Annotated in this window: 11 protein-coding genes; 1 reads left to right on the plus strand and 10 read right to left on the minus strand. The window is 62.3% G+C overall.

From position 1 onward, the window contains the following. Positions 1-375: 375 nt before the first annotated feature. The 7 genes from DXT59_RS07005 to DXT59_RS07035 form a co-directional block, all read right to left on the minus strand. Positions 376-1,554, minus strand: coding sequence for a hypothetical protein (locus DXT59_RS07005; protein ID WP_205417384.1), 1,179 nt, complete (start codon positions 1,552-1,554; stop codon positions 376-378). A 336-nt stretch (positions 1,555-1,890) separates the two neighbouring features. Then, positions 1,891-3,159, minus strand: a complete 1,269-nt coding sequence (locus DXT59_RS07010; RefSeq protein ID WP_116136195.1) for a DUF445 domain-containing protein — start codon at positions 3,157-3,159, stop codon at positions 1,891-1,893. 18 nt (positions 3,160-3,177) lie between these two features. Further along, the gene (locus tag DXT59_RS07015) at positions 3,178-4,152 is read right to left on the minus strand and encodes a LysR family transcriptional regulator (RefSeq protein ID WP_116136196.1); all 975 of its coding nucleotides are present in this window, start codon (positions 4,150-4,152) and stop codon (positions 3,178-3,180) included. A gap of 95 nt (positions 4,153-4,247) precedes the next feature. Beyond that, positions 4,248-4,814, minus strand: a complete 567-nt coding sequence (locus DXT59_RS07020) for a GNAT family N-acetyltransferase (protein WP_116136197.1) — start codon at positions 4,812-4,814, stop codon at positions 4,248-4,250. A 91-nt stretch (positions 4,815-4,905) separates the two neighbouring features. Beyond that, complete coding sequence (locus DXT59_RS07025; protein WP_116136198.1) at positions 4,906-8,610, minus strand: chemotaxis protein CheB; 3,705 nt, start codon at positions 8,608-8,610, stop codon at positions 4,906-4,908. A 34-nt stretch (positions 8,611-8,644) separates the two neighbouring features. Continuing rightward, positions 8,645-9,631 carry a chemotaxis protein CheB gene (locus DXT59_RS07030; RefSeq protein ID WP_116136199.1) on the minus strand — a complete coding sequence of 329 codons (987 nt, stop codon included), beginning with the start codon at positions 9,629-9,631 and terminating at the stop codon, positions 8,645-8,647. A 58-nt stretch (positions 9,632-9,689) separates the two neighbouring features. Next, positions 9,690-10,262, minus strand: a complete 573-nt coding sequence (locus DXT59_RS07035) for a recombinase family protein (RefSeq protein WP_116136200.1) — start codon at positions 10,260-10,262, stop codon at positions 9,690-9,692. 312 nt (positions 10,263-10,574) lie between these two features. Between DXT59_RS07035 and DXT59_RS30485 the strand changes: the two genes are divergently transcribed. Next, the gene (locus tag DXT59_RS30485; protein WP_162877980.1) at positions 10,575-10,736 is read left to right on the plus strand and encodes a hypothetical protein; all 162 of its coding nucleotides are present in this window, start codon (positions 10,575-10,577) and stop codon (positions 10,734-10,736) included. A gap of 62 nt (positions 10,737-10,798) precedes the next feature. Here DXT59_RS30485 and DXT59_RS07045 read toward each other — a convergent pair whose 3' ends face one another. The 3 genes from DXT59_RS07045 to DXT59_RS07055 all read right to left on the minus strand — a co-directional run bounded on the left by DXT59_RS07045 (position 10,799) and on the right by DXT59_RS07055 (position 13,678). Beyond that, on the minus strand, positions 10,799-11,950 hold the full coding sequence (locus DXT59_RS07045) for an alanine racemase (protein WP_116136202.1): 1,152 nt from the start codon (positions 11,948-11,950) through the stop codon (positions 10,799-10,801). Beyond that, entirely contained in the window at positions 11,947-12,630 is a 684-nt protein-coding gene (locus tag DXT59_RS07050; protein WP_116136203.1) for an HAD-IA family hydrolase, read from the minus strand. Before DXT59_RS07050 ends, DXT59_RS07045 begins: the two co-directional genes overlap by 4 nt. Before the next feature lie 124 nt (positions 12,631-12,754). Further along, positions 12,755-13,678: a LysR family transcriptional regulator gene (locus DXT59_RS07055; RefSeq protein WP_116136204.1), complete on the minus strand. Its 924-nt coding sequence runs from the start codon at positions 13,676-13,678 to the stop codon at positions 12,755-12,757. Positions 13,679-13,780 lie beyond the last annotated feature (102 nt).

Consider the following 13,780-nt stretch of genomic DNA (forward strand, 5'->3'; position numbering starts at 1 on the left):
CGATACATGGCGGAACGTGCCGGAATCCGGTCGGCCCGCGCCTGCGTTGCTCGCGTGCCGGCCGCATCGCTCGAGTCCCGCCGCCAAGCGCCGGAACCATTGGTCTCGCCGCACGAATACGTGCTAGTGGGTAAGGGAGAGGGATTTATTGTTATCGCTTGCGCGGTAAAGGTATCCGCGAGGTTTTTATGCGGCAAGAAAAATAAATGACTTCAATCTCATGGGACACGCGGGGCTCTGCTCCCATGCTTCCGAAAAAAATCGAAAGAAATTGTGCGTTGGGCGGTGCCCGAGGCGGGAGAGGCGCGTACTGCATGGCGGGCTATGCCACACAGTACGCGCGTAGGACGGCGATCAGTTCAGACGAAAGCCGAATTACTGCGGTTCATACCACGAGTAGGTGGCGAGCGTGCCGATCGCGGGCGTGCCGACTTGCAGCGTCACGTCGCGCAGCGAGGTCAGCGAGATCGCGCGCAAATCGCCCATATAGCGGCGCGCTTCGCCGTTATCGTTGATATACGCCACGACGTCGCCCGACAGCCCGGCTACGTTCGTACTCGTGAGCGGCTGGCCCCAGATGTCGAAGAAGTTGCCGAGCGTGTAATTCTTCACGTCGGGCGCCTCGATATGAATGATGCCGGTATGGTCGTGCGTGTGCATTTCATAGCTGCACTGCGACAACAGCCCGATGTGTTCCGGCAATTGGAGCCATTGGCCGTTATAGACGATAGCCAGGTGCGCGTGGACGTGATACGTGTCGGCGGGGCTAGGCGTGCAGGCCAGGCCGTCGACGTTCGCGCCCGAGCCGCCCGTGGCGGTATCGCCATCGGGCCAATAGGGCGTCGTGCCGACCGTGCCGCCGTAGGTCAGCGTGACCGGATTCGGATCGAACGGCGGCGGATCGGTCCAGGCATAGGTCGGAATTTGCGTAAGCGGCGTGCCGATCGTAATCGTGATTTCGCCGTGGATCGGGAGCGCGAGCGTGCACAGGCAGTCGGTATATTGCGTGAGCTTCCCGCCGTCGTTGACATAGACGGCGATCGGCGAGCCCTGGAGACCCGCCACGTTCGTATTCGTGAGCGGCTGGCCCCAAATCGCGAAGAATTGCCCGAGCGTGTACGGCGCGTTGCTCGGTTCGAGCATGCGAATCTTGCCGGTTTCGTCGACGGTGTTGAGCGCATACATGCAGCCCTTCGGCGCGGCCAACGTCGGCTGTACGACGCCGATGTTCGCCGGTATCGCAAGCTGCTTTCCATTCACGTAAATGGAAAGATGCGTATACGTATAGTCTTTTCCGGCCGGGCCGCAATTGAATCCGTTCACGGGTTGCCCGAGGCCGCCCGTGGAAGTCGAGCCCGAGGGCCAATATTCGGTGCCGAGTGTCGTGCCGTCCAGGACCGAGGTGGCCGCGGCCAATGTCGGCGTCGTGCTCGCCGCGCCGCCCGCGTTGCTCGTCGCCCCGGCGGCGGGAGAACTGCCGCCGCCACCGCCGCCGCAGCCGGCGAGCGCAAGCGCCGCGCCAACGGCAAGAATGCCTGAGATTATCTTACGCAAGGTATCACCCCATTTTTGATAGCTGATGATGAATCGAATCGGTCTGAATTCGATTGGTCTCGCCGCCCGAATACTTGCAGGTGGATGCTGCAACTGCATTTCATTAAGTCGCTTGCGCGGCTTGGGCGTAGCTTCGATGTTTTGGGGTTGAAAATAAAGGCCTGATTTGCAAAACAAAAGTTAAGAAGGGTGAGTGGAAAATTCAAAAAAATTAGAAAGAAAATTATCGGCTTTTAATGTAAGCGCGCAAACGTTTGCGTCGCAATTAAGCGATTTCTAAATCGAATCGATTGGTTGGCGGAAAAGGCCGATTTATTGGCCGTTAAGGATTTTGAATTAGAAGAGTAGTACGTCGAGCGTATGCAGTACGAGACCGACAATACCGCCGATGACGGTGCCGTTGATTCGCACGAATTGAAGATCGCGGCCGACTTCGAGTTCGATCTTGTTCGTGACGGTATCGGCGTCCCAGTGATGCACGGTATCCGAAATCAGTCGGGCAATGGCGTGGCGCTGGCCGTCGATCAATGCGAGCATCGTTTCCCGCAACCATGCATTGAGCCGGTCGCGCATCGCGGCATCGCTGTGCAGTCCGTCCGCGATTCCCGCGACGGCTTCCTCGATGCGGGCTTTGATATGAGAATCGGGCGAGGCGGTATCGCTTTCGATCCAACGTTTGCTATCGCGCCAAATGTTCGCCAAATAGTCGCTCAGCGCGGGATGTTCGACCAATCGCTCTTTCAGCGCATCCCATTTGGCGAGGTAATCCGGCGAGGAGCGCAACTGCTCCACGAAGTTGCGGATGGCGTCGTCGAATCCGCGGCGCCAGGGGTGGTCCGGATTCGCGCTGAGTTCGCCGAGCGTCTCATCGACGACGGCAATGAGATTGTCGGAGACCTTTTCGTCGATCGAGAGCTTCTTCCAGATCCATGCGGTGCTCTCGCGCACGCGTTGCCGAATGAGCGGCTTATGTTCTTCGAAAAGCTGCCCGAGCTGTTCCAGCAATTCGGTGACGACGGCTTGATGACGGCCGCCCTCGAGCAGCGTGCCCGCAATGGTCCCGACGACGAGCGGAGTATCCAGATCGCGTACGCGCCTGGCGACGTTCTCGTGTAGAAAGCGGCGAATGTCTTCGTCGTCGATTGCGGCAAGCAAGCTCGGAACGAAATCGATCGCCCACTGCGCGATTTGGCGGCCGCGTTCGGGCACGGCGAGCCATTGCGCAAACTGAATCGCGAAGTCGATGCGGGCGAGTTTGCCCGAGATCAGCTCCGGAGCGAGAAAGTTCGTTTCGACGAACGCGGCCAGATTCTCGCCGATGCGGTCCTTGTTGCGGGGGATGATCGCGGTGTGCGGCAGCGGTAACCCGAGCGGATGGCGAAACAGCGCGGTGACGGCGAACCAATCGGCGATGCCGCCGACCATCGCGGCTTCGGCCAGCGCCCGCAGGAAACCGAGCGCCGGGTATCGGGGCTCGAAGGCCCGCGAAAGCAGATAGGTTCCCGCCATTGCCGCAAGCAAGGCGGTCGCGAACCACTTCATGCGCGTATAGGCATCGAGCTTGTCCGCGACATGCTCGCCCGGGCGGCGCGGCGATCGGAGCATGAACTCGCGCGCCGCCCCTTATGCCGTCACGGCATCGCGCCGTTGCCGCGATGGCTTGCTGTCCGCCGGCTCGCGGGTGCGCGAGACGTCCTCGAGCGCCGGCATCGAATCGAACAACTCGGCGACCCATTCGGCGAATGCGCGAACTTTCGCCGACAGATGCCGATTGTGCGGATAGACGATCGAAATCGGCTTCGGTTTCGGGTTGGTGCCGGGCAATACTTCCACGAGCGAGCCGTCGAGCAGATGCGGCAATGCCATGAAGAGCGTCGGCTGAATCATGCCGAAGCCCTCGAGCGCGCACGTCATGTAAGCATCGGCATCGTTGACGGTGATGAGGCTATTCATCTTGACTTCGTGCGGCTCTGAATCGACGACGAATACCCACGGTATCGGCCGGGCGCCAGGCGCGGCGCGAAAATTCACGGCATAGTGACCGGCCAACTCGTCGAACGTTTTCGGTTCGCCGTGCTTGGCCAGATAACCGGGCGACGCGCACGTCACGCGTTTGAGCATTCCAACGCGCCGAGCCACCATGGACGAATCTTCGAGGGGGCCTACGCGAATCATGCAATCCACGCCTTCCTCGATCGGATCGACGGGGCGATCCGATAACCCGAGGTCGAGCAATACGTCGGGATAGCGCTTACGAAACGTGGAGAGCGCCGGAATGACGATACGCCGCCCCAGCGCGCTAGGCATATGGACGCGCAGCAAGCCGCTCGGCTTGCGATTGCCCGCTTGGAAGCTCGCGTCCGCTTCGGCGATTTCGCCGATGATCTTGATGCAATGCTCGTAATAGGCGGCGCCATCAGGTGTCAGCGATAACCGGCGCGTCGTGCGGTTCATCAGCCGCACCCCGAGAAACGCCTCTAAATTCTGAATGATCGTGGTCACCGACGCGCGCGGCATGCCCAGCGTTTCGGCCGCGCGGGTAAAGCTATTTGCGTCGACGACCCGTGTAAATACTTCCATTGCCTGAATACGGTCCATGCTCGCCCCCTCGGATGACCAACGGGAAAGCATAGTCTGCCTGGCACGCCCGATTCAAGCCCTTTCGCGAAAAGGAGGCGATTAAAGGGGTGCGATTAAACGGCGGGATTGATGAGCGCCGTTAATACATGGTCGGCCCAGACGCCGTTGATTTTCAGATAGGCGCGCGCGAATCCCTCGCGTTCGAAGCCGAGCGAGGCGAGCAGCCGCTCGCTGCGCGCGTTCTCGGGCCGGTAGCTGGCCATGATCCGATGCAGGCCGATGCGCTCGAAGACATAGTCGATCGCCACCATCAGCGCTTCGCGCATCAGCCCCTTGCCCTGGCGCCGGTGATCGATCGAGTAGCCGAGATGGCAAGCCAAAAACGGCCCCCGGACGATGTTCGTGAAGTTGCATTCGCCGATGACGGTATCGCCCTCGAGCATGAGCCAATGCAGCGCGTTGCCGGCAGCCATGCTGTCGGCCATCGCCCGTGCGCGCGAGCTCAGCGTATCGAGCGTGAAAAAGTCGCTGCGGCGCGCGGGCTCCCACGGCTGCAAATGTGCGCGATTGTCGAGTTGATATTCGAGTAACTGATAGGCAAACTCGACGCCCACCGGTTCTAGCGTCAGCCGTTGGGTGACGAGACGGTGATCGAGCCGCGGCGAGAGCATCGACGTCATGGCGCAAGTCGGTGGTGGTGGCGGCGAGAGCCTATCTCGCCGCAAGTTCCGCGTCAACGGCGTCAGATGCCGCTGCCGTGCTCGTCGGCGCTTACCGCGCCCGCAGCCGCGCCATCGTGTTCAGCAGCGCATCGAGCGTGACGGGCTTGGTCAAATATGCGTCGAACCCGGCGCGCAGCGCCGCCTGCACGTCGCTGTCGCGACCGAAGCCGCTCAGTGCGATGGCCTTTACGCCGGTCAAGCGGTTGCGCTTGCGGACCGCTTCGATCAATTCGACGCCGCTCATACCCGGCATGCCGAGATCCGAGAGGATGAATGACGGGCACCGCTCATCGAGAATCTGCAGTGCCTCGTCGCCCGCGGTGGCGACGACGACGCTCGCGCCCTCGGTTTCGAGCAATAGCTTGAATGCCTCGACGGTTTCGCGGTCGTCGTCGACGAGCACCACTTCCGTGTTGCGTAAGAGAGCCGGAGGCAGTGAGCCGGCTTCGATCGCCTGGCTTTGTCCAGCGGCGCGGGGCAGCTCGACGGTAAATACGGCGCCGCGGCCGAGGCCGTCGGAATGGGCCGATACGCGTCCTCCGTGCAGCGCCACGAGCTCTTTGACCAGCGATAGGCCGATTCCCAAGCCCCCGGAACGCGTTACGCCGGCATTCTGGCCGCGTTGGAACATTTCGAAGATATACGGAATAACGCCGGGGTCGATCCCCATCCCGGTGTCGCTCACGATGAGCCTGGCGAGGGCATCGTCCTCACGCAAAGCGACTTCGATGCTGCCGCCGGGGCCCGTATATTTGAGCGCATTGCTGACGAGGTTCCACAGCACCTGCTCGATGCGGGTGAGGTCTGCTTCGATCGTGACCGGATGATCCGGGATCGTACACGCGAATCGGATGCCGTCCGCCCGTGCTTCTCGATCGACTGTGTCGCAGATGCGGTGAACGACGTCGGCCAGATCGACGATCACGCGCGTGATGGAGAGATTGCCCGTTCTGACGCGCGAAATATCGAGCAAATCGTCGATGATTTGCGCCTGGCCGGCGACGGTTCGTGTAATGGTATCGGCTGCGCGCGCGAGGGCCGGCTCTGCGCGCGCCGTCGGCGAACGAGCGATCAATTCGGCATTGGCGCTGATCAGGTTCAGCGGGTGCTTCAGCTCATGCGATACGACGGCCAGAAACTCGTCCTGACGCCGTTCCACTTCCTCGAGGGCGGTTTGACTCGCGCTGTGCAGACGCTCTTCGGCGATGCGTCGGGACGTAATGTCGATAAACGAGAGCACGGCGCCCTCTATGACGTTTCGAGTCGTCATGTAAGGTTGCAAGCGCGCGGAAAACCAACGCCCGTCGTTGCTTCTCACTTCGCGTTCGATCAAGCGCAAGGAGTCGAACGCCTGCGCTGCGTCGTGTTCTAGGCTAGCGTATTGCAGGCGATGGGGAATTTCGAGCAACGAGCGGCCGATATCGGATTCGAAAATCTCGAAGACGTCCGCTGCCCGCGGCGTAAAGCGCATGATGCGCAGCGTGCGGTCGACGAAGATCGTGCCGATGTCGCTGGCCACGATGAGATTTTGCAAGTCGTCGTTGATTTTATTCGTCCGGCCCATCCTCGCTTGCAAGTCGGTATTGAGGGTCTTGAGCTCCGAATTGGTTGCCGCAAGGGTGTCCTTGTCGATCTCCAAGTGCTCCGCGGTTAGCCTCAGTTGCGCATTGATGGCCAGCAATTCCTCGTTCGACGCGCGCAATTCCTCGTTCGACGTTTCGTACTCCTCGACCGTTCGTTGTAGCCGGGCCTTCATGCTCTGCAACTCGTGTTCGAGCTGCGCGATGATAGGCGCGTTGGAGTCTGCGGCGCTCTCGTCGGGCTCGGCCGTGCTATCGGGAATTTCATCGAACAAAATGAGCACGAAGTCGTCGTTCGACTCGTCGTCGTGCACGGTGCGCGCGATCATTCGAACCGCGAACGGCGCTCCGTCATGAACGAAGCGAACAGGGCGGGTATCGATTCGATGCCGGCTTTGCAGCGCCATGAAAATGGCTTTGCGCAATGCGCCTCGCAGTTCGGGCCGGATCGCCGCCAATACGTTGTGGGACGGTTCGCCGCCGACGAATTGCAAAAAACGGCCGGCACGATCGGAAACATGCACGATCCCCGAATCGCGGTTGATGAGCACGCTCGGTAACGCATGATCTTCGAGCAGCCGTCCATGTAGATCGCCGAACGAAAATGGACGTTTATACGTCGGCGAAAACAGCGGCAGCGCCGCCAGCCCCGTTGCCCGCGGGTCGTTGGCGGCGCCTGCCCTCGTCGCGCGCGCGCCGGGATCGCTGCTGAAAATGCGCGCCTGTTTGTCCATGCAGGTGAATAGCGAGCCCGTGGCGTCGGGGGTTTCCGATGAACCCAGAAACAAGAACCCGCCCGGTTTGAGCGCGAAGCGAAAGGCTTGCAGCGTATCCACCTGGCCCGCTTGATCGAGGTAGATCAACAGATTGCGGCAGCAAATCAGATCGAGCCGAGAAAATGGCGGATCTCTAAGGACGTTGTGAAGGGCGAATAGCACACGCTCGCGCAACTCCCTCTTGATCTGATAGTCCGCCCCGTTCTTCACGAAGTATCGCTTGACTCGTGCGGGGTCGACATCGGCGAGTGCGGCGTGTGCATAAGCGCCTTGGCGCGCGATGCCGATGGCGCGGTCGTCGATGTCCGTCGCAAATACTTGGAACGGCACGCTTGTGGCGGTTTTCGCGGACGCCTCGTGCAGCAGCATTGCAAGCGAGTAGGCTTCCTCGCCCGTTGCGCATCCCGCTACCCACACGCGTACCGGGTCGTCGGGGCCTCGCCGCGCGAAAATCAGCGGCAGAACATCGACGCGCAATTTTTCGAATGCGTCCCGGTCGCGGAAAAAATGCGTCGTGCTAACGAGTAGATCTTGCAGTAGCGCCTTCGTCTCCTCTGTATGCAAATGCAGGTAGTCGCGATACTGCTGCAGGTCGGTCAATCCGTTGATTTGCAGACGGCGCTCGATTCGTCTGAGCAGGCTCGCGCGTTTGTAACGCTTGAAATCGTGACCGGTACGCGTACGCAAAACGATCAAGATTTCACGCAGGGCACGTTGGTTGCGCTCGGAAAACGCGTTGCCCGATTGATCGGTGTCATCCGTCTGAACGAGCACGTTTAGCCTGCTCGTTCGTCCCTCGTTCGACCACAAGTCGAGCAGCCGCTGCGGCATCTCGCTCACGGACAGCGTGAAATCGATGAGCCCGGTCGCGATGGCGGTGCGCGGCATGCCGTCGTGCTCGGCCTCGCTGGGGTTTTGCGCGATGGAGATGCCGCCGCACTCTTTGATGCGCTTGATACCGACGGAGCCGTCCGACCCGGCCCCGGAGAGGACGATGGCGATCGCGCGTTCCTGCGCGGCCTCGGCCAGCGAGCGGAACAACGCGTCGATGGAGCAGGCGATCGAGTACGCACCGGATATGGGCGTGGCTTCGAGCCGGCCGTCCGCGATCGACACCATGCACGATGGCGGGGCAACGTAGATGCGATTGGGTGCGAGCGGCATCCCGGTCGAAATCTGCGCGACGGGCATCGACGTTGCTACCTGCAATACCGCGTCGAGGTTACTCGTATGTTCGGCCGGCAGATGCAATAGGACGACATACGCCGCCCCGGTCGTCGCGGGCAGCGCCTCGAAAAATGTTTGCAGCGCGGGGACTCCGCCTGCAGAGGCACCGAGGCCTACGACGGGAAAGTCGACGTGGGCCGGCGCCGATGGGCCATCGCTGAGCTTTGGCATCGTCTCCGGTCAAAGGAATTTTTTGGCCCCCGGCTTACGACGATCGGTCTTTTTTGTATAGCAACTGCTCGAGTGCACGTGCAGCTTCGGCGGCATCGCGTGCTTGCGCTACAAAGCGTTGCGCGATTTTTGGCTCGCCTAAGCTCATATGATACTCGGCGCGTTCGGTGCTGAGTGCTTTCTTTTCGTGTAGGGCGCGCACCGCTTGCCAAAGGGAACGTTCGATGACATGATCGCCCGCCGCTCCGAGCGTTTCCGCACCGAACGCGTGGCCCGTATGACACCGGTACCGAGTAGGCGGGGGCGCTTCGAGCCGCCATAGCGTGCCGCCGCATTCGGGGCACGAGATACCCGTCGGACGGCCTACCTTCGCCATTCGCTCGATGGAATCGGGCTCTAGCATCAGGTCGTTTTCGGCCATTAGTTCGGGTGGCGGCGCCAAAGGCGTGTCGGTCGTCGTGCTGCCTGCGAGCGCCGCGATCGTCGACGCGAGTTTGTCGATCGGCAGTATGTAATCGGGCACGGTGCCGCGCATGGCGTTACGCGGCATGTCCGGTGCATGAGCGTCTTCCGGATCCTGGACCATCGCGATTCCTCCACACGCTTGCACTGCCGCGAGACCGGCCGTGCCGTCGTCGAGATGTCCTGTCAGCACGGCGCCGATCACGCGCGGGCCGCGAACCACGGCCGCGCTGCGAAAGAGCGGATCGATCGCCGGACGTGAGAAATTTTGTTTAGGTCCCCTGATCGTTCTGACGACGTCGTCCTCGATGACCATATGCAGGTCGGGTGGCGCGACGTAGATATTCCCGTGTGCGATGCGCTCGCCGTCGCGCGCATGGTGGGCCGGCAGGCGCCCCGCCTTTTGCATCAGTTCTGGCAGGACGCTCGGATGCGCCCCGATATGCAGCGCCACTAGCACGGCGGCCGGCAAGCGCTCCGGGAGCGCGGCGGCGATGGCAACCAGCGCGTCGACGCCTCCCGCGGAAGCGCCGACTACGATCGTATCTCGTGTTTTCAATGTGCGGTTCCTTTGCCCTATCCGCGCAAGGACCGGTCCCGCTCTCGTGGAGTAACGCTTACTCGCCGCCCTTGTCTCGAATTCGTATGACGGTTTGGCGCGAGGTTTCGAACTGCCGGGCTACCTCGGTGACGGACATCCCGCGCGAAAGCCGATCGAGAATGCGAGCGCGCTGCTGACGAGTGAGCGAAGGCGGCCGGCCGAGAGGACGCCCTTCGTTTTTCGCCTGGTCCAGAAATTCACGGGTGCGCGCGCTGGCGCTGAGTCGTTCCAGTTCGACGACAGCGGCCAAGGTCTTCACCGCGATCGGCTTCGATGCGCTCGCGAGATTGGCGGGACCGGTTTCCTCGCAGTGCACGCGAAGTCCCGCATCGCGGCATCGTTCTAGCGTGGACAGCACATCGCGTGCGCTGCTGCCCAGGAACGCGAGCTTGGTGACGACGAGCGTATCGTGCGTCTGCATCCTACGCAACATCGTGACGAGCGCGCCGCGCTCCATCGCCGGCCGCGAATGCGGGGCACGGTCCACCACCACGCGGCGCAGGTCGATCGTATAGCCGGAAGCGTCGAGCCGGGCGAGATCGAGCTCCGGCAAGCCTTGGCTCTTGGGCAGGTTGAAATAAAAATACACCTTCGACAATCGATTCCCTCCGCGGGTGCGTGGTGCTCGCTTTGCGCTCGAATAGTGCACAGTGCCGTCGGACGTAGTGTCCGAAAATGCTTAATTACGGACATTTGGCGAGTCTACCCGTTATTTTTCCGCTGACTTACGCTTTAAACGTGGCATGGTGCCACGGCTTGCGTTTCGACAGTCATAACAAGGGCAACCAAAGTGAACGTTCAACGACTTTCGATTCGTGCCCCAGCCGGACGGCTGCGGATCATCTCCGTATGGCGGAGCCTCGCAAACAGCGGGGCCCGCGTCTACGGTTGGGCGGTGAAGGTGGACGCTGCGACCGGCAACGAGTGCATGACGGTCGACGTGGCCGGCTGCGACGAGCAAAGTCTGGCCAAGCTCGCCGCGACGCTCGGGACCGCGCCGTTGGAGGCGACCGTGACGGCCTGCTCGCTGTTGACCTTGGATGGGGCGATCGACGAGGGCTGAGACGCCCGGCGAACGCCGGCCCCGCGCATTCGTTCGAACGGCGGGGCCGGCGTGATTTCTCGTTACCAGCCGCGGAACCGATGCCAAGGGGTCAGGCCGCCTTGTGCATCGAGCGCGTGATACTCGGAGAACTGCGCACCGGTGGCGCACGCGTGATTCGGGAACACGCGAAGCTTCGCGCCGAGGGGAAACCGGGCGGCAAGAGCGTCTTCCTCCCCGCGGACCGAATTGCCGGCCGCGGCGAGGATTCCGTGTTCCTGGTTCGCCGATATGAGCAAATGTCCCTCGATCGGTGTGCCGTCCAGGTCGCACGGCAGACCATAGAGGAAGTCGCAAGGCTGCTTCGCGGTGCCGCGGTCGCGGCTCAGCGCCATCCAGCCGGCGTCGACGATGACCCATCCTTTCTCGGGCTGGTGCCCGATCACGGTCGTTAAAACCGAGAGCGCGAGGTCCCCGAGCGTGCAGACTCCCACGTTGTGCATGACTAAATCGAAGAACACGTAGACGCCCGCGCGTACCTCCGTGACGCCGTCCAGACGCTCGGCCGCGAGCGCGGTCGGAGTCGATCCCACACTGACGCCGGGGCATTCGATCCCCGCTTCGCGCAGCCGCCGCGCGGCGAGCACGCAGCCCTGCCGCTCTTGTTCGGCGAGCGCGCGCAATGCCGCCTCGGTGTTCACCTCATAGCTGGATCCTGCGTGCGCCATGACGCCGCCGACCGGGATGCCTGCGTCATGCAATGCCCGGCCGACCTCGAGTAAAGTTTCGCCATCGGGTGCGAGGCCCGAGCGGTGGCCGTCGGTGTCGACTTCAATCCATACTTCGAGCCGTTCGTTCTCGCTTCGGCACGCGGTGACGATCGCGTCGGCTGCGGCGACGTTGTCGACGACGAGTTTCAGCGCGCAGCCGCGCCGCTTGAGTGCGATCGCACGCGCAAGCTTCGCCGGCGCGATGCCGACGGCGTAAAGAATGTCCTCGATGCCGGCCTCGAAACAGAGTTCGGCCTCCTTCAGCGTTGAAACGGTGACGCCCTGCGCACCGGCGCGAAGCTGCGCCCGGATGACCTCTAAGCACTTGCTGGTTTTGATGTGCGGCCGGAAGCGCACGCCGTGTGCGTCCATGCGCGCTTGCATGACGGCGATGTTGCGTTGCATGCGATCGATGTCGACGATCGCCGCCGGAGTATCGAGTGCTTGGAGCGTAAGGGCTGTCATTGTCGCGCTCCCGAATGTGCTGGAGCGGTGCCGCCGAATCGGCTCGCCCACGCGATCAGCGAATCGAGCGTCGGCGATTCGATCTCGGGCGCCGGTGCGCCGGCTACCGGCGCAAGGCCGATCCGGTTGTGCCAGTAGGTTCGCAGGCCGCACTTCGCGGTGCCGAACAAGTCATAGCTCGATCCGGCGACGAAGGCGGCGTCGGCCGCATCGACGCTCAGTTCGGTCAGCGCCAAGGCATACGGGCGCGGATCGGGTTTGTACGCGCCGGCTCGCTCGGCCGTGACGACCACGTCCCACTGCACCGGCAGGATGCCGGCCGCAAGGCGCCCGAGCCGTTCCGAACAATTGGTCACGATGCCGAGCTTGCAGTGCGGCCGCAACGCGCTTAGCGCGGCTGCCGCCCCGCTCCACGGCGTCAATTCGAGCCATGTGGCCGCTAAGGCATCGGCGGCCGAGGCGGGAAGCCCCACCTCGGCTGCGGCTCGCTCGACGAGCGTTTCATAACCGACATAGCCGGCGCTTGCGTAGGTCAGGCGCAGATATGTCGAGCGCCAGGCGCGACCCATTGCTTCGGAGCCCGCTGCGCGATTCCATACGGTCCACGAATCGAGCAGGGCGGTGAGCAGATCGAACAGAACGGCTTTGGGAAACGAACTGGGCAAGGCAGGATCCGCCATCGCGATTAGCCTCCTCGGGCTAGCTGCTGTGATGGCTCGATTCTAGGATAGGGCTGATCGCCCGGCGTTAAGTGCTGCTTACGCTTAGATGTAGTTCCGCTAAATCAAAAAGAGATGCCTCGCGTCAGCTCTGCCGCCACGGCGGGTTCGGCCGAAAGCGGCTTTGCAGGTATTGCATGAAGGCGCGCGTTCTTTGCGGTAGTCCCGCGCGGTGGTGCGTGAGGGCGATGACGTCGGCATCGGGCGCTTTCCAAGCCGGCAATAGGCGGCGCAACGCGCCGCGGCGCAGATCGTCGGCCACGTCCCATTCGGAGCGCAGGATGACGCCGCGACCTTCGCACGCCCAGTGCCGAACCGTGTCGCCGTCGTTGCAACCGAGTTTCGAGGGGACACGTACGCTCAAGCGCGCTTTCCCTTTGCTGAATTGCCAGAGCGATGCGTCCTCGTCGTTTTCATGCAAGACGATGCACGGCAGCCGGGCGAGATCGTCCGGCGTCTGCGGCTCGCCGTACCGTTTGAGCAGTGCGGGTGCCGCGCAAGCGAAACGCGCATTGGGCGCGATCAGATGGCCGACGAGATTCGAGTCCCGTAGCTCGCCGATATGAACGATCACATCGTAGCGTTCGGGACTGCCGGTCAGCGCTTGCTCGGAGAGGATCAGCGTGACGGCGACTTCAGGGTTTGCGCGTTGAAAGTCCGCGACCACCGGCGCGAGGTAGCGCCGGCCGAAGCCGAACGGCGCATTGACCTTGAGCGTACCGACGAGGCCCCCACGTCGCGTACGCAACGTTTCCTGCAGCGCATCGAATTGCGCGATCAGCTCGGTGCCGCGTTCGCATAGTAGTGTGCCTTCTTCGGAGAACCGAAGCCTGCGCGCGGTGCGGTCGATAAGACGCGTGTCGAGCCGCCGTTCGAGGTGGCGCAACCGTTGCGATACGGCCGAAGGCGTGAGGCCGAGCGCGCGCGCCGCCGAAGCCAAGCTGCCGTGTTGCCGGATCGTCAACAGGAAGCGCAGATCGGCCGAGCCGATCGATTCAGTTTCGTTCATCTGTGTCGTTAGCGTGGCTTAACGACGTAAGTATCGCCAAAGAAGGCGAGCGTTGTCGAATCGATCGGGAAAAGCGGCCCCTCCATGTGGGAGCCACGTCAA

It is taken from the genome of Trinickia diaoshuihuensis (genome assembly GCF_003390925.1).
Taxonomy (GTDB): domain Bacteria; phylum Pseudomonadota; class Gammaproteobacteria; order Burkholderiales; family Burkholderiaceae; genus Trinickia; species Trinickia diaoshuihuensis.